Genomic DNA, 18,378 nt, shown 5'->3' on the forward strand with positions numbered 1-18,378 from the left:
GAGGTTGGGCAGCGCCTATCTCTGCCTCCTCAAGGAGATCAATCATGTCCAACATCCAACAATCCGGCACCTTCGCCCCCGCCACCTTCAAGCTTGGCAGCCGCACCGTGAAGCGGCTCGGCTACGGTGCCATGCAACTCGCGGGACCCGGCGTGTTCGGGCCGCCCAAGGATCATGACGCGGCATTGGCCGTGCTGCGCGAGGCGATTGCGCAAGGCGTCGACCATATCGACACCAGCGACTTCTACGGTCCGCACGTCACCAACCGGCTGATCCGCGAGGCGCTGGCGCCCTACCCCCAAGATCTCGTCATCGTCACCAAGATCGGTGCCCGGCGCGGCGCGGATGGATCGTGGCTGCCGGCCTTTTCCGCGGAAGCGCTGACCCAGGCGGTGCACGACAATCTCAGCAATCTCGGGCTCGAGGTGCTCGACGTCGTCAACCTACGCATCATGTTCGATACCCATGGCCCCGCCGAAGGATCGATCGAAGCGCCGCTTACCGTGCTGGCCGAGCTCCAACAACAGGGTCTGGTCAGGCACATCGGGCTGAGCAACGTGACGCCGGCGCAGATCGCGCAAGGACGGGGGATCGCCGAGATCGTCTGCGTGCAGAACCAGTACAATCTGGCGCATCGCGGCGACGATGCCCTGATCGACGATCTTGCCCGCGATGGCATCGCCTATGTGCCGTTCTTCCCGCTCGGCGGCTTCAACCCGCTGCAATCCTCCACCCTGTCGGAAATCGCGGCGCGCCTCGGCGCCACGCCAATGCAGGTCGCGCTCGCCTGGCTGCTGCGCCGCGCGCCCAACATCCTGCTGATCCCCGGCACATCGTCGGTCGGGCATCTCGGGGAGAACCTCGCTGCGGCTGAACTGGAATTGCCACAGCATGCGCTCAGCGAACTGGACGGCGTGGCGCTAGCGGCTTGAAGCTAACCAATCTCCCCCCTCGTGAGGGAGATTGGCAGCGTCAGCCGCCGCTTAATTGATGCTCGCCGTATTCGCCGGCTCAACCGGCCGCGCCTCGTCGGCATGAGGCACGCGAAAACCATTCGCGGCCAGCCAGTCGATTGCCGCCTTCGGCTCGTCGGTCTGGATGATGGTGGCGCCGCGATCGGCCCAGAAACCCCAGCTTTCGCGCGGCAGGCTGGCCTGCACCGCCAGTTCGTCGCCGCGGCCGCCGGCGAGGAAGCCGCCCGGTTTGTTGGCGATGGCGTAGGTGTCGGCCCAGATGTGCCAGTTGCCCCTCACAGCGGCCGCGCGCATGCGCGTGCTGAACAGCGGCCCGCCCGTCTCGGTCAGCGTCTCGGCGCCTGCCCGCCAGTTGATCAACTCGATCGCGCGCGGCGAGAAGGCGCGGTCGACCGTCCCGGCGAAACCGGCGTCATGCACCGCGTCATCGGCGATGATCGGCATGAACTGGAAGCCGCCGCCAATGGTCTCCATGGCAGCCTTGACCGTGGAAATCCGTTGTGAATTCCACAGGTTCTCCTTGACGATGACCTGTTCGGCCATGCCGAGACCGCGAGCGACCGCAATCATGCCCGGGAGGGCGCCGACGTCGAGCTTGTTGTCGAGGTTGATGAGGATGCGGTTTCTGGTCGCCATCAGCATCTCGCGCAGCGTCGAGACTGTTTCACCTGTCGCCGCACCGGTGCCCTCGACCACCAGCCGGCATGTCTTCAGTTCGGCCAGCGTGTACATGACCACCTCGCCCTTGCAGGTCGTGGTGCGGTCGAGCCAGCTGTCATGCATGACGACGAACTCGCCGTCCTTCGAGCGCCTGATGTCGACCTCGACGATTTCGGCGCCCATGGCGATCGAGCCCTCCACGGCGGCAATCGAATTTTCCGCGTAGAGCGTCTTGCCGGCCTGCATGCTGCCGGCGCGATGCGCAGCCACCATGACGTGATCGCGCCATTGGTTGGCATGCTCGAAGCGGTCGAGGATCTGTCTGGCGCGGGTCTCGCCGGCCAAGGCCTGGCCAGAGGCGGCTGCCACGGCCGTGTAAAGCAGAAAACTCAGCCAGATGGTCCGCATCGAGAATCGCTCCTTGCCGGATCGACACCCGGATAGGCGACGCCCGTGACATCTGGGTGAACGAAGCCGGCTAGCGGAATACTCGCAGCAGGTGCGTCAGATGCGTTTCGAGAGCCTGCGGAACCACGCCATGGCCGGCATCTCGACAAAACGCCAGGTGATCCAGGAGGCGGCAATGGTAGCGGCGAGCATGACGACGATCGCCACCGCCCCCGTCCAGCCGGCACCGAAGCCGGTGGCAGGCTGGCCGCGCAGCATGAAGTCGCCGATCAGGCCAAGGCCGAGCTTGCGCTCGACGAGCCCCGCGACGTTGATCAGGCGCGCCTGGACGAAGATGTGGACCATGTAGATCGAATAGGACAGCGCGCCGAGCGTCAGCATGAACGGGGCTCTGAGCAAGGCGCTGATCCAGCCACCCTCATGGGCGAACAGAAACAGCGCCAGCGCGAACACCAGGGGTGCCGCGATGCCGAAGTCATTGTCGCCCGCCAGCGAAACGAAAAGCACGATGACGGCCACCATGACGATTTCGGCAAGGGTCCAGTCCATCCGCGGGCCGCCCCTGGCGAGAGCCTGTCGCGCCCCTGCAATGGAATCATGCTGAAACCAGGCCAGCAAGGCGCCGAGCGAGAAGCCGTACAGGCAACGGATGAAGCCGAAATCGAAGGACACATCCATATGATGGGTCGAGAAGCCGAGCAGGAACAGCGGCGCGGTGACGGCGGCCGCGACGAACCATATCCAGGCGCGCACGCCGGCGACGAAGACCACGCCGGCAAACAGGAGATAGGCGAAGAACTCGGCCGAAATGCTCCAGCTCGGCGCATTCCAGGTCAATTGATCCTCGAAGCCGACACCCTGCAGCAGAAGGAGATTGGCAAGCAGGCTGTTGAGGTCGAAGCCGCCGGTGAAGGGGGCAGCCCCCGTGCCGTGCAATTGCGGCAGCATCAGCCGCAGCAGCTCGAAACCGGCGAAGGCGGCAAGCATGAGCAGATGCAGCGGGTAGATGCGGCCGAAACGGACCAGGGCGAAACGCGCGACCTGTCCCGGTTGGTTGAGCCGATCGCCGTAGCTGCTGGCGATGACGAAGCCGGAAAGGACGAAGAAGAAATCGACGAACAGGTAGGACGAACCGATGAAGGCGCTTTGCGAAATCGTCGAACCGGTAGGAAAGTGAAACAGCGCCACCAGAAGCGCGCAGATGCCGCGCCACGAATCGAGGACCAGGAAGCGTTCGCCGGCGACCGTGCCGGTGTGGGTCGACGCCGCGGCACGGGTGGGGTTGAGAAACGCGGTCTGCGTCATGATGATACAATCCTGTCTTGCCGTGGCACTCGGGCAGCGCCATTCCGTCTCGCCAAGCTATGACTGGCATCTTCCGTGCCGGTTCTGTAGTTGTTGCAACCCGATGAAAAACGAGGATCCGTAATGGCGAACCACACCATCGACAACGCCTTCACCGCCCGTTCCAAAACGGGCGCCGCGTTCGAGCCGACCTATTCCGGCGCGCTGTCGTTCATGCGGCGCAAATACACCAAGGACGTGAAGGGCGCGGATGCGGTGGTGTGGGGTATTCCCTTCGATGCCGCCGTCACCAACCGGCCTGGCGCCCGCTTCGGGCCGCAGGCGATCCGCCGTGCCTCGGCGATCCTCGACAACGACCCGCAATATCCCTTTTCACGCGATCTGTTCGAGCATCTGGCGGTCGTCGACTATGGCGATTGCCTGCTCGATTCGGGCAACCATCAGAAGACGCCCGGCACGATCGAGCGCGAAGCGGCGAAGATCCTCAAATCAGGCGCCTTCCTGTTGACGCTCGGCGGCGATCATTTCGTCACCTGGCCACTGCTCAAGGCGCATGCCGCCATCCATGGTCCGCTCGCTTTGGTGCAGTTCGACGCCCACCAGGACACCTGGCCGGACGACGGCAAGCGCATCGACCACGGCTCCTTCGTCGGTCGCGCCGTCAAGGAAGGCATCATCGATCCCGACCGGTCGATCCAGATCGGCATCCGCACCCATGCGCCCGACACGTTCGGCATCAAGATCCTCCATGGCCATGAAATCGAGGAGATGCGGGCGTCCGACATTGCCTACGCCATTGTCGACCGCACCGGCGGCAAGAAGACCTATCTCACCTTCGACATCGACTGCCTCGATCCGGCCTATGCGCCCGGCACAGGCACGCCGGTTGCCGGCGGCCCGTCCTCGGCCAAGATCCTGTCGACTCTGCGCCAGCTCAACCAGATCGATATTGTCGGCGCCGATGTCGTAGAGGTTGCGCCGGCCTATGATCACGCCGATATAACGGCAATCGCCGGCTCGATGGTGGCCATGCAATATCTCGGTCTGCTTGCTGAACGGAAAGCCCGGCTTGAAGAGCTGAACAACGGCAATCACAATGGTGCCGCAGTGATTCAAGGCCAGGGCATATAGTCTTGAAAACTCAGGGAATTTGAACAACCCATGAAACCGAAAATCTTCATCGACGGCGAACACGGCACCACCGGCCTGCAGATCAGGGCGCTGCTTGCCGAGCGCGGTGATCTGGAGATCATTTCTATCCCCACCGAGCGTCGCAAGGAAACGGCGGCACGTGCCGAGTTCCTCAATGCCGCCGATGTCGCTATCCTGTGCCTGCCCGACGACGCGGCGAAGGAAAGCGTCTCGCTGATCGCCAACGACACCACCAGGGTCATCGATGCGTCGACCGCGCATCGCGTGGCGGAGGGCTGGGCGTATGGTTTCGCCGAGATGGACAAGGACCAGGCAAAGGCGATTGCCTCGGCAAAGCGCGTCGCCAACCCAGGCTGCTGGCCGCAGGGACCGATCGCGACGCTGCGGCCGCTGGTCACAGCAGGCCTGCTGCCGGCCGATTTTCCGATCACCGTCAACGGCATTTCGGGCTATTCCGGCGGCGGACGGCCGATGATCGAGGACTACGTCGCCAAGGGCGAGGACGCCTCGGAATTCCTGCCTTACGGCCTCACCCTGCAGCACAAGCACGTGCCGGAATTGAGGGCCTATGCAAGGCTGTCGCATGATCCGATCATGCAGCCGGCGGTCGGCAATTTCGCGCAAGGCATGATCACCGTGGTGCCATTGCAACTCGGCGGCCTCGACCATGTGCCGACCGGTGCGGAGCTGCATGCGGCGATTGCCGACCATTTCGCCGCCATCAAGGGCGGTGTGGTCGAGGTGGCGCCCTATGCGCATTCGGAGCGCATGCCGGAGATCGATCCGGAGATCTACAACGGCACCAACCGGATGAAGGTCTATGTCTTCGCCAACGACAAACGGGCGCAGGCCCTGCTGCTGGCGGTCTACGACAATCTCGGCAAGGGCGCCTCGGGTGCCGCCGTCCAGAACATGGATCTGATGCTCGGCCTCTGATGGACACGCCAGCCTTTCCGGCGCGCTGGAAAGTCAGCGCGCCCGAACTCATTGCCGAGACCTTTTCGAGCCGCATCTGGAAGGTTTTGCGCGAAGACGGATCGCCGGCGATCGTCAAGGCGCTGAAGCCTTTCGACGACGTCGCCGACGAGTTGCGCGGAGAGCACTATCTCGCCTGGCGGCGCGGCGAAGGCGCGGTGCGTCTGCTCGGCCGCGACAGCCACAGCATGCTGCTCGAATATGCCGGTGAAACCCTGCTGCAGCAGGTTCTCGACGAACAGGGCGACTTTGCCGCGACCGCAATCGCGGCGGAGGTGATGGCAAAACTGTTTTCACGGGGGAAAGCCCCCTACCCGTCCGAGCTTCAGCCGCTCCGGGAACGCTTCGCCAGCCTGTTCGACAAGGCGAATACCGATCGCGACGCCGGCCTTGACAGCCTCTATGTCGAGGCAGCCGTCATCGCCGAGCGGCTGCTGGCCGATCCGCACGACATCAGGCCCCTGCATGGCGATCTGCATCACGAAAACATCCTGCACGGGCCGCGCGGCTGGCTGGCGATCGATCCGAAGGGCGTGCTCGGCGATCCCGGCTTCGACGCGGCGAACATGTTCTACAACCCGCTCGACCGGGACGATCTCTGCCTCGATCCGGAGCGGATCGCTGATATGGCCGAGATCTTTGCCAGAACACTGAGCCAGACACCGACCGCTATCCTCGATCATGCCATTGCCTATGGATGCCTGTCGGCGTCCTGGCATCACGAGGACGACAATGCGGTCGAGGAGAATCGCGAATTGTCGATCGTCAAGGCGATCCGGGCGGTGCGGGCAGGCTTCTGATCCGACCCAGTAGATCGGCTCGGGATCAGCCCCTGAGCGCTATCCCCGTCGGCAAGGGATAGGCGCCCTTGGTGCCACGCCAATGGGCTGCGGCAAAGCCCAGCACGATCAGCGCAAACCCCTGATGGGTTAGCGCCATATGCAGCGGCACATGCATCAGCAGCGTGCCGATGCCGATCGAGGCCTGCGCCAGCACCAGTAGAAACAGCAGCGTCGCGCGGCGCGCATGCGTCGAGCCTGGCAGCCGCCGGCGCATGGCGATCATGTGCCACAAGGCCACGACGAATACCGTGTAAGCGCCAAGCCGATGCACGAACTGCACCGTCTTCGGGCTCTCGAAGAAGTTGCGCCATGCCGGCTCGAGGATCAGCAGATCGCCAGGAATGATCTTGCCGTCCATCAGCGGCCAGGTGTTGTAGCTCAAACCCGCGTCAAGCCCGGCGACCAGGCCGCCGAGATAGATCTGGATCAGCGCCAGCAGCACGATGAAGCCGGCCAGCCTCTGCGTCGACCTATCGGCGGCAGGCTCGGAATGCGGCGCCAACCCGCGCGCGACCACCATGGTGGCGGTGAAGATCAGCGCGGCAAGCGTCAGGTGCGTCGCCAGCCGGTACTGGCTGACGGAGACCCGGTCGACCAGGCCAGAGGCCACCATCCACCAGCCGATGGCGCCTTGCAAGCCGCCGAGCAGCAGAATGCCCACGAGTTTCGGACCCAGGCCGCGCTCGATGCGGCGCGTTGCCCAGAAGAACAGCAGCGGCAAGGCGAAGACCAGGCCGACGCTGCGCGCCAGGATGCGATGCGCCCATTCCCACCAGAAGATCGATTTGAACGCTTCGATGCTCATGCCCTTGTTGAGCTCGGCATATTGCGGGATCTGCTGATAGAGCTGGAATTCCTCCTGCCATTCGGCATCGTTGAGCGGCGGGATCACGCCATGGATCGGCTTCCACTGCGTAATCGACAGGCCGGAATCGGTGAGCCTGGTGGCGCCGCCGACCAGCACCAGCGCAAACAGCACCAGAAGCACCACATAGAGCCAGGCGCGCAGCAGCGCCCGGTTATGCAGGTCGCGGTCGCGGGCGACGTATGGCGCGGCAGCTGATATGGCAGCCATGATCTTGTCCCGGCAGGTTGATTTGGCGGATTGGTGGACCATCGCACCCGTGCTGGCAAGACCATCCGGCGCGGCACGCCGTCGCGCCGCGTCTCACCGGTTGCGCAGTCTCGCCTCAAGGCCTATGCGAGGCCGTTACCCCTTGAGCCTGCCAGGCCGCCTGTGCAAATTCCGGCATGCTCGATCAGGAGACCAACAATGCCCCTGCGCCTGAAAAAGCTGATCGGAATGTTTCTGCTGGTGGCGCTGGTCATCATCTATGCGCTGGTCGCATCGATCTTCGCGGTCGCCCGGCTGTCGGAGTCGGGTCCGTGGGTGCATTTCCTGTTCTTCCTGCTCAGCGGCCTGCTCTGGGTGCTGCCGGCAATGGGCATCATCAAATGGCTGATGCTGGAGCCGAGCGCCAAGCGCTAGGCGAAACCGCCAGCGTCAGATGGTGACGACCATCTTGCCGGCATTGGCGAGCGGCGTCGTCACGCCCGACAGCATGGTGCGAATATGGGCGAGGCTCTGATAGCGGCCGTTGACGGAAATCCGCGGCAAAGCATGCAGGAACCCGGCATGTTCGGCGCGCAGCACGCCGTGGCGCGTCGTCACGGCAGAGGTGTAGCCTGCGTCACGGGCAAAGCCGACTTCGCGACAGCCTACGGCACTCGCATAGCCATAGGGGTAAGCGAAATGGCGGGGCTCTTCGGCCAGTTCGGCCAGCAACATGGCGCGCACGGCGCCGATCTCGTGCCGGGCATCGGCTTCGGAGAGCCGCTTCAGATTGCTGTGGTTGATCGTATGGGCGCCGATCGTCACCAGCGGATGCGCGGCGATGCGGCGGATTTCGTCCCAGTTCATCAGTGTCCGCAGGCGCGGACCGTCGGCGTCGATGCCATTTGCGCGAGCCAGATCGCGCAACACCGCCTGCAGGTCCTCCTCGCGGATTTCGGAGGTGAGATAGGCGTGCAGGCGTGCATTGGCCTGCAGCTTCTTCGCGGGGGTCGAGCAATCGATCGACAGCGGACCATTCGGCCGCGTCAGCGTCAAGGTATCGCGCGCGTTGACGATGTCCTCGACAACGTCCCACCACAGGTCGGCTGTGCCGTTGATCAGCCCGGGCGCGACATAGATGGTGATCGGCGCGCCGTGCTTCTCCAGCACCGGCAGCGCCTCGACCATATTGTCGCGATAGGCATCGTCGGCGGTGATCGTGGCAAACTGACCGCCTTTGCCGCCCGCCTTGATGCACTCCACCGCCTCGTCCATGGAGACGAAGGCATAGCCATGCGCCTTCATGTCGGCGATCATGGCGTCAAGGAAGCCGGGCGCGATATTCAGATGCCGGTTGACGCTGTCCGGCTTTTCCGGCGTCGCGGTAACACGGTGCAGCATCAGGATGGCGCCAATGCCGCCGATGAACGGCTTGGCCAGCGGTGCAAGGCCGGTATAGCGGGCGACGTTCAGCGCCAGTTTCCGGATTGCCTCCCCGCCGTCGATCATTCATTCACCTTTTGCGCCTAGGCTGATCCAAGCACGGAATGCGCCTATGCGAACCCCCAAATCGCGACCTATACGCCCTAAGGATTGAGGTATGGTTGACGCAACTGCGTCATTTGACGGCAATCGGCTTGCGGCGACCGAGGCATCGTCGCGCGCCTTGCCACGGTACCGTGCCGGCCTGTCGATCTCGGTGGCGTCCACGGACGGACTGGCGGCCTATGCCGAGTTCTGCCGCTCGGCTCTGTTTGGTCCGGCGCAGAGTGCTGCCTGGATCCTGAACTGGGCGGCCGAGACACGACCGGACCTGCTCGTCGCGACGCTGAGTGCCGAGGGCAAACCGGTTTTTTCGCTGGCGCTGGAGGTTGCCTCGAAGGGGCCGTTCCGGATCGCCCGCTTCATGGGTGGGCGCCACGCCAACGGCAACTTCGTCGCCGCGGACCCGAACTGGCTGGCCAAGGTGGATATGCCGGCCCTCCGATCGGTGCTGGCGGCCATCGCCGAGGCACGCCCGGACATCGATCTGGTCGCGCTCGAGCGGTTGCTGCCCGATCTCGAGGGCGTCGCCAATCCGCTCGCATCGCTTGACCATTTTTCCAGCCCCAATCTGTCGCTGGCCGTCGATCTCGCCGGCGGCTTCGATGCGCTGCTTTCTCGCGCCAGTGGCAAACGCAAACGCAAGAAGCACCGGTCGCAGATCCGGAAATTCGAGACCGTCGGCAGCCACCGGCGCATCGAGGCCCGCACCCCGGACGAGATCGACAGGCTGCTCGACGCCTTCTTCGAGATGAAGGAACTCCGCTTCCGCAAGATGGGCATCGCCAACGTCTTCGGCGACGCGCAGGTGCGCGGCTTCTTCCGCGCGCTGTTTTCGCAAGCACTTAGCGAGGACAAGCCTTCCTTCGTGCTGCACGGGCTCGAGGTTGCCGGCAAGCTGCGCGCCATTACCGGTTCAAGCCGCTCGGGCAAACGCCTGATCTGCGAATTCGGAGCGATCGCCGAGGACGATCTCGGGCACGCCAGCCCCGGCGACTTCCTGTTCTTCGATAACATCCAGGAAGCCTGCGAGACCGGTTTCGAGGTCTATGACTTTTCGGTAGGAGATGAGCCTTACAAGCGGCTGTGGTGCGATATCGAAACGCGGCATTTCGAAGTGCTGGTCCCCTTGACCGTGAAGGGCCGCATGCTGGCGCTGACGCTTCGGCAAGGCGCGCGGCTGAAAGCCTTCGTCAAGAACAGCCCGACGATCTGGAAGCTGACCAAGGTGCTGCGCCGCAAAGCCGCCGGCCAGGCGGCGCCCTCGGGAGAAGATAGCTAACGCAATGACGCCGATCATCCGCACACTGTCCCTGCAGGAACTGGCGCTTCTCGTCGACTGGGCGGCCGCGGAAGGCTGGAACCCAGGTCTTGAAGACCCGGCGATGCTCCAGGCGGCGGACCCCGAAGGCTTCATCGGCGCCTTTGTCGGCGACGACATGGTCGCGGCAATTTCGGCCGTGGCCTATGGCAGCGAATTCGGCTTCATCGGCCTCTACATCTCCCGGCCTGACATGCGCGGCATGGGCTACGGCAAGACGGTGTGGGACGCCGGCATGACAAGGCTTGCAGGCCGGACCGTCGGCCTCGACGGCGTCGCCGAGCAGCAGGCCAATTACCGGCGCAAGGGCTTCGCGCCGGCCTACGAGACCATCCGCTTCACCGGGCGCAAGGCAGGCCCGGCGGCCAGGGCCGATGGGTTGCGGATGATTACAACGCAACTCCTGTCCGATATCGTCGCCTATGACGCCCATTGCTTTCCGGCGCCCCGAGACGCCTTCCTGAAGCGATGGCTTCAAGAACCGCATCATGGGTTGGCGGCAATCGGTTCGCGCGGCGTCACCGGCTTTGGCGTGGTGCGCCGGTGCCGATCCGGCTTCAAGATCGGCCCGCTGTTTGCCGACGACATGGAAATCGCTTTGCAACTCCTGGAGGGACTGGCCGGTGCCTGTGAGGGCGGCGAGCTGCATATCGACGTCCCCGCCGATAACACCGGTTTCATAACTGCGCTCAATGCGGCCGGCTTTGCGCCGACCTTCACCACCACGCGCATGTACAAGGGGCCTGCCCCGGAACTGGACCTGCAAAGGGTGTTCGGCGTAACGACCCTGGAACTGGGCTAGATCGGGCGAACCGCTGAACGGCTCCGCCAGGCGATCCGCGGCTCTCTCAGGCGGCGGCAGTGCGCCGTCCCGGCACCGGATTGCCGGGCGGTTCGTGGCCGAGCGGCGTCACCAGCGTCAGGTCGGGATAGCCGTTCTCGATCAGTTTGACGGCAGCCTGCGTCACCTCGTCGTCGGCCTCCAGCATGGAGAGAAAAACCTCGGTGGCGTCGCCGGTCAGACGGCCGATGCCCTGCGCGTCGGCTGGTCCGCATTCGACCACGACCAGATCATAAGCCGTTGTCAGCGACTGCATAATGATCGGCAGCCGGTCGGCAGCGCGCATGGCGCGGACCGGATCGGCGGTTCCGACCGGAATGACGTGACAGTCCGAGTAGAGATCGGCATGGATGACGTCACTGAACTGCGCTTCCGAAGCGAGCAGGTTGGTGATGCCGGGAAAAAGTCCGCTGTCCAGCATCGGCCGCGAGGCGGCCCCCGACGCGGTGAGGTCCAGCAACAGCACGCGCAGCCCGGCGTCGGCGACTTCGCGCGCCACCAGGATCGCCGATGCAGCCGCCTCGTCGCCTTCCGGCGAGACGAATATGGCGCGCGCCGCACCGCTTGAGATCAGCTTTTCGGCAGCCCTTTCGATGTCGATCTCGCCCAGGGTGGAGCGCGCCGGTTCGGGCTCGACAACCGTCTGCTCTGTCGCCGCCGTAGCGGGCATTGCGACCACATCCGGCGCCTCGGCCATGGCCTGCATCGCAGCGGCATAAGGCTCCGCATCGGCTTCATGCGCAGGTTCAGGCAGTTCCTGGTGAATGAAGGGTTCCTGGAAGACGGCAGGCTCGGGGCGGACAAATGGCTTGGCGGCCGGCGTCTGCGCCACAGGGGGCATCGCCACCTCATCGATCCGTTCGAAACGGGAACCGCTCGCCGGCCGCATCGCGCGGCCTGAGAACAGCTCCCGCAGAAGCGTCACGATGGCCATGATCAGCAGCGATGCGGCGAAAGCCGCGCCGACGATCGGCCCCACCTTCGGGAAATAGGCCTCGGAGGGAACCGACGCCTTCGAGGCGATCCGGGCGTCGACCGGCAGATAGTTGCGGTCCTGGCGCGAAGCGGCTTCGCGGTAGTTGGTCAGGTAGAGTTCGAGTTGCTGCCGCTTGGCGGTCGCGTCGCGCTGCAGTGCGTCGAGGTCGACCTGTTGTTCGCCGGCCTGCGCCGAAGCGGCTTTCAATGTGTTGACGTCGGCGACGAGCTGGTTCTCGCGGGCCTTTGCCGTCTCGGCCTGCATCAACAGGCCTTTCATGATCTTCTGGGCCTCGCTGCGGATCTGCGCGTCGAGATCGGACAGTTGCGATTTCAGCGCGCGAATGCGCGGATGATTTCCAAGCAGCGTCGTCGACAGATCGGCGATGTTGGAGCGCAATTCGACCTGTCGCTCACGCAAGCGCTGGATCAGGTCCGACGACAGAACCTCCGGCACTGCGTCCAGCGAACCGCCATTCTGCAGCGCCCTGCGCACACCGTCGGCGGTCGCTTCGGCCGCAGCGCGGTTGGCGCGCACTTTCGACAGTTCGCTCGACAGTTCCGAAAGCTGCTGGGTGGCCAGCACCGAATTGTTGCCACCCATCAGAAGATCGGACTGGGCGCGATAGGCGGCGACCTTCGCCTCCGCATCCTTGACCTGCCGCTGCAGGTCGGCGATCTCGGGCGCCAGGAAGTCTGCCGCGGCGCTGTTCGATTCGAGCTTGGCCGCCCCTTGCCCCGCTATATAGGCGGCAGCGATGGCGTCCGGTATGGCGGCCGCGAGCTTGGGATCTTCCGATGAGAACTCGATGGCAATGATGCGGGTCTTCTCGACGCCGTAGACGTTGAGCTTCTCGTGCATTTTCTTGAGCACGCGCTCTTCCGTCGGAATTTCCATCGGGTCGCTTTTCAGGCCGACCAGAACCAGAGCGCGGCTCAGCGCCGACATGTCGAGCGCTTCATTGAACTCGGGCAGTTTTTCCAGCCCAAGCGTTTGCGAGACCTGCTTGAGGATTTCGTTGGAGGAAATGATCTGGACCTGGGTGGCGACGCCCTGCTCGTCGAGAATAGGCTTGTCGGTGTCGTTGTTATTGCTGGCCGGCCGCGTGTAGATGGATTCGCGCGGCGCGATCTCCACCTGCGTCTCGGCCTTGTAGTGCCGGGTTGCCAGCGAGGCGAAAGCAAAGGCCAGCCCGGTCGCCAACAGGACGACGAGGCCTATACGCAGCCAATTCCTCGCCAGGCTGGCGAAGAGCTGCCTGAGATCGACATCGACATCTGCGGCCGCGGACTGAACGGACATGCATCCCTACTCCGATACTGGGTCAGCACGCACCGTAAACAACTATGGTAACTCAGCCGTTAAGATCGCGGTAAGTTTCCGTTAGGGTTTACTGGCGGGCGACAAACAAAACCGCCAGAAATCGCAAAAACTCTTGCCGATGCGCCACGTGTCGGCCGCTCCCTTTACCGGCCATTAACCCTAACAGGATGATAACGGGCCTCGATCCCTGATGTTTGCTGCGACGCCGCAGCGGCCCAGTCGAAGGTACTTGTCCGGTCATGAAAAGCACTGCTTCCCTGTTTCGCGCGCTGCTTGCCGTATCGATGCTGGCTGGCTGTTCCAGCTACCGGCCGACGCCGGCCGCCTTCCATGAGGTGCTCGATCAGCCCTACCGTCTTGGCGCCGGCGATCGCGTCCGCGTCACCGTGTTCGAGCAGGACGGGCTGACCAACACCTACAGCGTCGATCAATCCGGCTATCTCTCCTTCCCGCTTGTCGGCGCCATACCGGCGCGCGGCCACACCGCGCAGCAGATGGAAAAGGAGATCGCCGACAAATTGCGGCAAGGCTATCTGCGCGATCCCGACGTTTCGGTCGAGATCGACCGCTACCGGCCGATCTTCGTCATGGGCGAAGTGGGTGCCGCCGGCCAATACTCTTACGTCCCCGGCCTGACGGTGCAGAAGGCAATCGCCATTGCCGGCGGCTTCACGCCGCGCGCCAACCAGGAAAGCGTCGACATCACCCGCGACATCAACGGCAAGGTGATGACCGGCCGCGTGGTCACCTCCGACCCGCTGCTGCCGGGCGATACGGTCTACGTCCGCGAACGCCTGTTCTGACAGATACCAAGTGGCGGACAGGCTCAGGATCGTCCATTGCTTTCGCTCACCCGTCGGAGGAATTTTCCGGCATGTGCGCGACCTGACCGAGGCGCAGGTCGCCGCCGGGCATTCCGTCGGCATCGTCTGCGATTCGACGACGGGCGGCGCGTTCGAGGAACATCTGTTCGAGCAGATGAAGAACATGCTGGCGCTCGGCATTCATCGCACGCCGATGCAGCGCCACGTCGGTCCCGGCGACCTTGCCTCGGCCTGGCGCACGTACAGGATCATCAAGGAATTGCGGCCGGACGTACTGCACGGACACGGCGCCAAGGGTGGCGCCTATGCCCGTCTGTTCGGCTCGTTGTTGCGGGTATCAAGGTCTCGCGTAGCCCGCCTTTATTCGCCGCATGGCGGCTCCCTCCACTATGACGAGAACACGACCACCGGAAAGCTGTTCTTCGCGCTCGAGCGCTTCATGGCTCGCTTCACCGACTATCTGCTGTTTGTCTCGGACTATGAGCGGCGGACCTATCGCCACAAGGTCGGTGAGCCGCCCATTCCCAACACCTTGGTCTATAACGGCCTGCGCGCCACAGAATTCGAGCCGGTGATCACCGCCCCGGACGCAGCCGACCTGCTTTATATCGGCATGATGCGCGACCTGAAGGGGCCGGACATCTTCATCGACGCATTGGCGCTCGCCGGCCCACGGTTCGGCCGCGCGCTGACCGCGGTGATGGTCGGCGACGGCGACGACCTACCGCGTTACCACGGGCAAGTGAAACGCCTCGGGCTCGAGCGCCATGTCCGCTTCCTGCCGCCGATGCCGGCCAGGGAGGCCTTTGCCCTTGCCGCGCTTATCATCGTTCCCTCGCGCGCCGAAGCCATGCCCTATATCGTCCTGGAAACGCTTGCCGCAGGAAAGCCGATGATTGCAACCGCGGTCGGCGGCATTCCGGAGATATTCGACACCGGTTCCCCTGCCCTGATCCGACCTGACCCGATCGAGCTCGCCGAAAGGATGAGCCAGGCGCTGGCCGACCCGGCCGCCTATCGCGACCTGATGCCGGATGGGGCCGACCTCAAGGCACGCTTCGGCGCCGATGTGATGGCCGCCGACATCGAGAACGCCTATTTCGCCGCGCTCGACAGGTAGGCGCAGGACCAAGCCGTTCCAAAGCCGTATGTTGTTTCAAGGGTTTCTTAGCTCTCTTTTGCTATGACCGGGGGGAAGCTTGCGGAAAGCCCTCATGAACGAGATCGACCCCGCGCGCCGCTTTTCAGCAGAGGCGGTGCGTAAATTCGACGGCCCGGCCGATGGCGACACGCCAAGCGGCATGAACGATGTCGCGCGCCAGGTCGCCTCGCAGTACCGGCGCGATACGATGTCGCCGATCATGGTCAGCGGCGTCCTGCGCATGGTCGAATTCGGCTTGCTGTTCCTGTCCGGGCTCGCCGTCTATTTCCATTATGTCGGGTTCTTCAATTATCTCGCCTGGCAGTATCCGGTAACGATCGCCGCCGCGTCGTTCCTTGCCGTGGTGCTGCTCGACGTCACCGACTGCTACCAGATCGTCGCCCTGATGCGGCCGATCGCCAATTTCGGCCGCGTGCTGCTGGTCTGGGCCGGCACTTTCGCCCTCATGGCGCTGACGGCGTTCGTCATGAAGATGTCGGAAAACTATTCGCGTCTTTTGTTGGGCAGCTGGTTCGTCATCGGCTTCGTTCTCATCTTCGGCCTCAGGCTGGTAATGTCGAAGCTGATCCGGGCCTGGGCGCGCGATGGCCGCATGGAGCGGCGCGCCGTCATCGTCGGCGGCGGCAAGGCGGCGGAAATCCTGATCCGCTCGGTCGAAAAGCAGCCCTACAACGATATCCGCATCTGCGGCATCTTCGACGATCGCGGCGATAAGCGCTCGCCGCCCATCGTCGCCGGCTACCCCAAGCTCGGCACCATTTCGGAACTGATTGAATTCGCCCGCATAGCCCGCATCGACATGCTGATCGTGTCGCTGCCGCTGACCGCCGAATCCCGCGTTCTGCAGTTGCTGAAGAAGCTGTGGGTGCTGCCGGTCGACATCCGGCTTTCGGCGCATTCCAACGCGCTGCAGTTTCGCCCGCGTGCCTATTCCTACATCGGCGCGGTGCCGATGCTCGACATCTTCGACAAGCCGATCAACGACTGGGATTCGGTGGCCAAACGCGCCTTCGATATCGTCTTCAGCCTGATCGGCATCGTCGTGTTCTCGCCGGTCATGCTGGCGACCGCCATCGCCATCAAGCTCGACAGCAAGGGTCCGGTGCTGTTCCATCAGAAGCGGCACGGCTTCAACAACGAGATCATCGAGGTCTACAAGTTCCGTTCGATGTATACCGACAAGGCCGACCCGACCGCCAAGCAGACGGTAACCAAGAACGATCCTCGCGTCACCCGCGTAGGCCGCTTCATCCGCAAGACCTCGATCGACGAGCTGCCGCAGTTCTTCAATTCGCTTCTGGGTTCGCTGTCGCTGGTCGGCCCGCGTCCGCACGCCATCGCCGCGCAGTCGCATAACCTGCTCTACAACGAGGTCGTCGACGGCTATTTCGCCCGTCACAAGGTCAAGCCCGGCGTCACCGGCTGGGCGCAGATCAATGGCTGGCGCGGCGAGATGGACACCAATGAGAAGATCCGCATGCGCACGGAGTATGATCTCTACTACATCGAGAACTGGTCGCTGCTGTTCGATTTGCGGATCCTGTTCCTGACGCCGCTCCGGCTGCTCAATACGGAAAACGCCTATTGAGCGCGATCAGCCATGATCTGCCGCAGGCCGTGGTCAACGCCAAGCTGATCGCGCTGATTTCCTCGGGCGCGGTCTTCATCGGCATTCTGCTGTCCGGCTTCGTCATCAGCGAGCCGGCGCCCTATGAGCTCTACATGGCCGGGCTGATCGCCATCTGGGCGCTTTTCGGCTTGCGGATTTCCCGCGCGGCAACGCCGCTGCTGGTGCTGCTGGTGACGATGAACATCGGCGGCATGATCTCCATGACGCAGATGGCGGACCTCGCCAACACGCCGCTCTATCTCGCCGTGTCGCTGTTTCTCGCCTTCAGCGCGGTGTTCTTCGCATCGATCACAGCCGTACAGCCGAGCCTCTACCGATTGATCTTCATTGCCTATGTGGCTTCGGCCGTGGCCACCTCGCTGCTTGGCATTGCAGGCTACTTCCATGCCTTTCCGGGCGCCGAGATGTTCACCAAATACGACCGTGCCGCCGGCGCCTTCCAGGATCCGAACGTGTTTGGACCGTTCCTGGTGCTGCCCGGCATCTATCTGCTCTATTTGCTCCTGACCGGACCGGTGACGCGCATGCCGCTGCTGGCGGTGCCGCTGCTGATCATCACCGCCGGCATCTTCTTCTCCTTCTCGCGCGGCGCCTGGGGCATGTTCGCCGTCTCGGCCGTCCTGCTCACCGGCTGCCTGTTCCTGCAGAGCGCCAGCGGCAAGTTCCGGCTGCGCGTGGTGGTGATGACGATGGCCGCACTGGCATTGCTCGTCGTCGCCATGATCGTCATCCTGCAGCTGCCCGGCGTGTCGGAGATGTTTTCCAACCGTGCCCATCTCGAACAGAGCTACGACACCGCCCGTCTCGGCCGCTTCGCCCGCTATGGCATCGGCTTCCAGATGGCGATGGAGCATCCGTTCGGCATCGGCCCGCTGGTCTTCGGCACGATCTTCGGTGAAGACACCCACGACATCTGGCTGAAGATGCTGATGGATTATGGCTGGCTCGGCTTCGTGTCGTTCCTCGCGCTCGTCTTGTGGACGATAGCAGCCGGCTTCCGCATCCTGCTGCGCGACCGGCCGTGGCAGCCCTATCTCCTGTGCGCCTATGTCGCCTTCATCGGCAATATCGGGCTCGGCACCTTCATCGACATCGACCACTGGCGCCATGTCTACCTGCTGCTCGGCCTGATCTGGGGCGCCATCGCACTGGAATACAGGCACCAACGGCTGTTGCGGCCTGCCTTGCAGGGCTCGCCGGCACCGGCATAAAAGTCGCGGGAGTGAGAGGGCTTCACGTTGGCCTTCGGTGGAGATCCGGCCCGCTCTACATCACGACGAAGACAGCTTCGAGAGCTTCCCGAATACGAAGTTTCTGATGGATTTCCTGACTAGGCGCTCTACATGCGCTTTACTCGGCTTCATTTGCGTTTTGAAGCGTCAGGCCAGT

Annotated in this window: 16 protein-coding genes; 11 read left to right on the forward strand and 5 right to left on the reverse strand. The window is 63.7% G+C overall.

From position 1 onward, the window contains the following. Positions 1 to 44 precede the first annotated feature (44 nt). A complete protein-coding gene (locus tag RPF88_RS11550; protein WP_337122444.1) occupies positions 45 to 932 on the forward strand; it encodes an aldo/keto reductase family oxidoreductase in 888 nt (295 codons plus the stop codon). Between the two features lie 51 nt (positions 933 to 983). Here the strand turns inward: RPF88_RS11550 and RPF88_RS11555 are convergent, their stop codons facing one another. Together RPF88_RS11555 and RPF88_RS11560 are read right to left on the reverse strand one after the other, a co-directional pair. Then, on the reverse strand, positions 984 to 2,042 hold the full coding sequence (locus RPF88_RS11555) for a glycerophosphodiester phosphodiesterase family protein (protein WP_337122445.1): 1,059 nt from the start codon (positions 2,040 to 2,042) through the stop codon (positions 984 to 986). A 96-nt stretch (positions 2,043 to 2,138) separates the two neighbouring features. Next, on the reverse strand, positions 2,139 to 3,347 hold the full coding sequence (locus tag RPF88_RS11560) for an acyltransferase family protein (protein ID WP_013532210.1): 1,209 nt from the start codon (positions 3,345 to 3,347) through the stop codon (positions 2,139 to 2,141). Between the two features lie 123 nt (positions 3,348 to 3,470). Between RPF88_RS11560 and speB the strand changes: the two genes are divergently transcribed. From speB to RPF88_RS11575, 3 genes are read left to right on the forward strand one after another with little or no spacing between them, the layout of a single operon-like run. Further along, positions 3,471 to 4,478: an agmatinase gene (speB, locus tag RPF88_RS11565; protein WP_013532211.1), complete on the forward strand. Its 1,008-nt coding sequence runs from the start codon at positions 3,471 to 3,473 to the stop codon at positions 4,476 to 4,478. 30 nt (positions 4,479 to 4,508) lie between these two features. Next, positions 4,509 to 5,435, forward strand: a complete 927-nt coding sequence (gene argC, locus RPF88_RS11570) for an N-acetyl-gamma-glutamyl-phosphate reductase (protein ID WP_013532212.1) — start codon at positions 4,509 to 4,511, stop codon at positions 5,433 to 5,435. Further along, positions 5,432 to 6,274, forward strand: a complete 843-nt coding sequence (locus RPF88_RS11575; RefSeq protein WP_337123871.1) for an aminoglycoside phosphotransferase family protein — start codon at positions 5,432 to 5,434, stop codon at positions 6,272 to 6,274. The genes argC and RPF88_RS11575 overlap by 4 nt, the downstream gene beginning before the upstream one ends. Before the next feature lie 25 nt (positions 6,275 to 6,299). On the opposite strand, the gene RPF88_RS11580 is transcribed toward RPF88_RS11575, so the two are convergent. After that, a complete protein-coding gene (locus RPF88_RS11580) occupies positions 6,300 to 7,391 on the reverse strand; it encodes a COX15/CtaA family protein (RefSeq protein WP_337122446.1) in 1,092 nt (363 codons plus the stop codon). A gap of 198 nt (positions 7,392 to 7,589) precedes the next feature. Between RPF88_RS11580 and RPF88_RS11585 the strand changes: the two genes are divergently transcribed. Beyond that, positions 7,590 to 7,805: a DUF2842 domain-containing protein gene (locus tag RPF88_RS11585; protein ID WP_337122447.1), complete on the forward strand. Its 216-nt coding sequence runs from the start codon at positions 7,590 to 7,592 to the stop codon at positions 7,803 to 7,805. Between the two features lie 15 nt (positions 7,806 to 7,820). On the opposite strand, the gene RPF88_RS11590 is transcribed toward RPF88_RS11585, so the two are convergent. Further along, a complete protein-coding gene (locus tag RPF88_RS11590; protein ID WP_337122448.1) occupies positions 7,821 to 8,879 on the reverse strand; it encodes a polysaccharide deacetylase family protein in 1,059 nt (352 codons plus the stop codon). Positions 8,880 to 8,970: 91 nt separating this feature from the next. Here RPF88_RS11590 and RPF88_RS11595 point away from each other — a divergent pair, with 91 nt between their 5' ends. Beyond that, positions 8,971 to 10,194 (forward strand): GNAT family N-acetyltransferase, encoded by a 1,224-nt coding sequence (locus RPF88_RS11595; RefSeq protein ID WP_337122449.1) that lies wholly within the window; start codon positions 8,971 to 8,973, stop codon positions 10,192 to 10,194. A gap of 4 nt (positions 10,195 to 10,198) precedes the next feature. Further along, positions 10,199 to 11,035, forward strand: a complete 837-nt coding sequence (locus RPF88_RS11600) for a GNAT family N-acetyltransferase (protein WP_337122450.1) — start codon at positions 10,199 to 10,201, stop codon at positions 11,033 to 11,035. 46 nt (positions 11,036 to 11,081) lie between these two features. On the opposite strand, the gene RPF88_RS11605 is transcribed toward RPF88_RS11600, so the two are convergent. Beyond that, positions 11,082 to 13,352 carry a GumC family protein gene (locus RPF88_RS11605; protein ID WP_337122451.1) on the reverse strand — a complete coding sequence of 757 codons (2,271 nt, stop codon included), beginning with the start codon at positions 13,350 to 13,352 and terminating at the stop codon, positions 11,082 to 11,084. 260 nt (positions 13,353 to 13,612) lie between these two features. Between RPF88_RS11605 and RPF88_RS11610 the strand changes: the two genes are divergently transcribed. The 4 genes from RPF88_RS11610 to RPF88_RS11625 all read left to right on the forward strand — a co-directional run bounded on the left by RPF88_RS11610 (position 13,613) and on the right by RPF88_RS11625 (position 18,200). Beyond that, on the forward strand, positions 13,613 to 14,176 hold the full coding sequence (locus RPF88_RS11610; protein WP_013532220.1) for a polysaccharide biosynthesis/export family protein: 564 nt from the start codon (positions 13,613 to 13,615) through the stop codon (positions 14,174 to 14,176). Between the two features lie 10 nt (positions 14,177 to 14,186). Continuing rightward, entirely contained in the window at positions 14,187 to 15,317 is a 1,131-nt protein-coding gene (locus RPF88_RS11615) for a glycosyltransferase family 4 protein (RefSeq protein WP_013532221.1), read from the forward strand. Positions 15,318 to 15,411: 94 nt separating this feature from the next. Then, positions 15,412 to 16,947, forward strand: coding sequence for an undecaprenyl-phosphate glucose phosphotransferase (locus tag RPF88_RS11620; RefSeq protein WP_013532222.1), 1,536 nt, complete (start codon positions 15,412 to 15,414; stop codon positions 16,945 to 16,947). Further along, positions 16,944 to 18,200: an O-antigen ligase family protein gene (locus RPF88_RS11625; protein WP_337122452.1), complete on the forward strand. Its 1,257-nt coding sequence runs from the start codon at positions 16,944 to 16,946 to the stop codon at positions 18,198 to 18,200. The genes RPF88_RS11620 and RPF88_RS11625 overlap by 4 nt, the downstream gene beginning before the upstream one ends. Positions 18,201 to 18,378: the final 178 nt, after the last annotated feature.

The organism is Mesorhizobium sp. ISC11, from assembly GCF_037162595.1.
Classification (GTDB): Bacteria; Pseudomonadota; Alphaproteobacteria; order Rhizobiales; family Rhizobiaceae; genus Mesorhizobium; species Mesorhizobium ciceri.

Coding starts and splice junctions, on each gene's coding strand:
- RPF88_RS11550 (WP_337122444.1), top strand. CDS start 45: ATGTCCAACATCCAACAATCCGGCACCTTCGCCCCCGCCACCTTCAAG.
- RPF88_RS11555 (WP_337122445.1), bottom strand. CDS start 2,042: ATGCGGACCATCTGGCTGAGTTTTCTGCTTTACACGGCCGTGGCAGCC.
- RPF88_RS11560 (WP_013532210.1), bottom strand. CDS start 3,347: ATGACGCAGACCGCGTTTCTCAACCCCACCCGTGCCGCGGCGTCGACC.
- speB (WP_013532211.1), top strand. CDS start 3,471: ATGGCGAACCACACCATCGACAACGCCTTCACCGCCCGTTCCAAAACG.
- argC (WP_013532212.1), top strand. CDS start 4,509: ATGAAACCGAAAATCTTCATCGACGGCGAACACGGCACCACCGGCCTG.
- RPF88_RS11580 (WP_337122446.1), bottom strand. CDS start 7,391: ATGGCTGCCATATCAGCTGCCGCGCCATACGTCGCCCGCGACCGCGAC.
- RPF88_RS11585 (WP_337122447.1), top strand. CDS start 7,590: ATGCCCCTGCGCCTGAAAAAGCTGATCGGAATGTTTCTGCTGGTGGCG.
- RPF88_RS11590 (WP_337122448.1), bottom strand. CDS start 8,879: ATGATCGACGGCGGGGAGGCAATCCGGAAACTGGCGCTGAACGTCGCC.
- RPF88_RS11595 (WP_337122449.1), top strand. CDS start 8,971: ATGGTTGACGCAACTGCGTCATTTGACGGCAATCGGCTTGCGGCGACC.
- RPF88_RS11600 (WP_337122450.1), top strand. CDS start 10,199: ATGACGCCGATCATCCGCACACTGTCCCTGCAGGAACTGGCGCTTCTC.
- RPF88_RS11605 (WP_337122451.1), bottom strand. CDS start 13,352: ATGTCCGTTCAGTCCGCGGCCGCAGATGTCGATGTCGATCTCAGGCAG.
- RPF88_RS11610 (WP_013532220.1), top strand. CDS start 13,613: ATGAAAAGCACTGCTTCCCTGTTTCGCGCGCTGCTTGCCGTATCGATG.
- RPF88_RS11620 (WP_013532222.1), top strand. CDS start 15,412: ATGAACGAGATCGACCCCGCGCGCCGCTTTTCAGCAGAGGCGGTGCGT.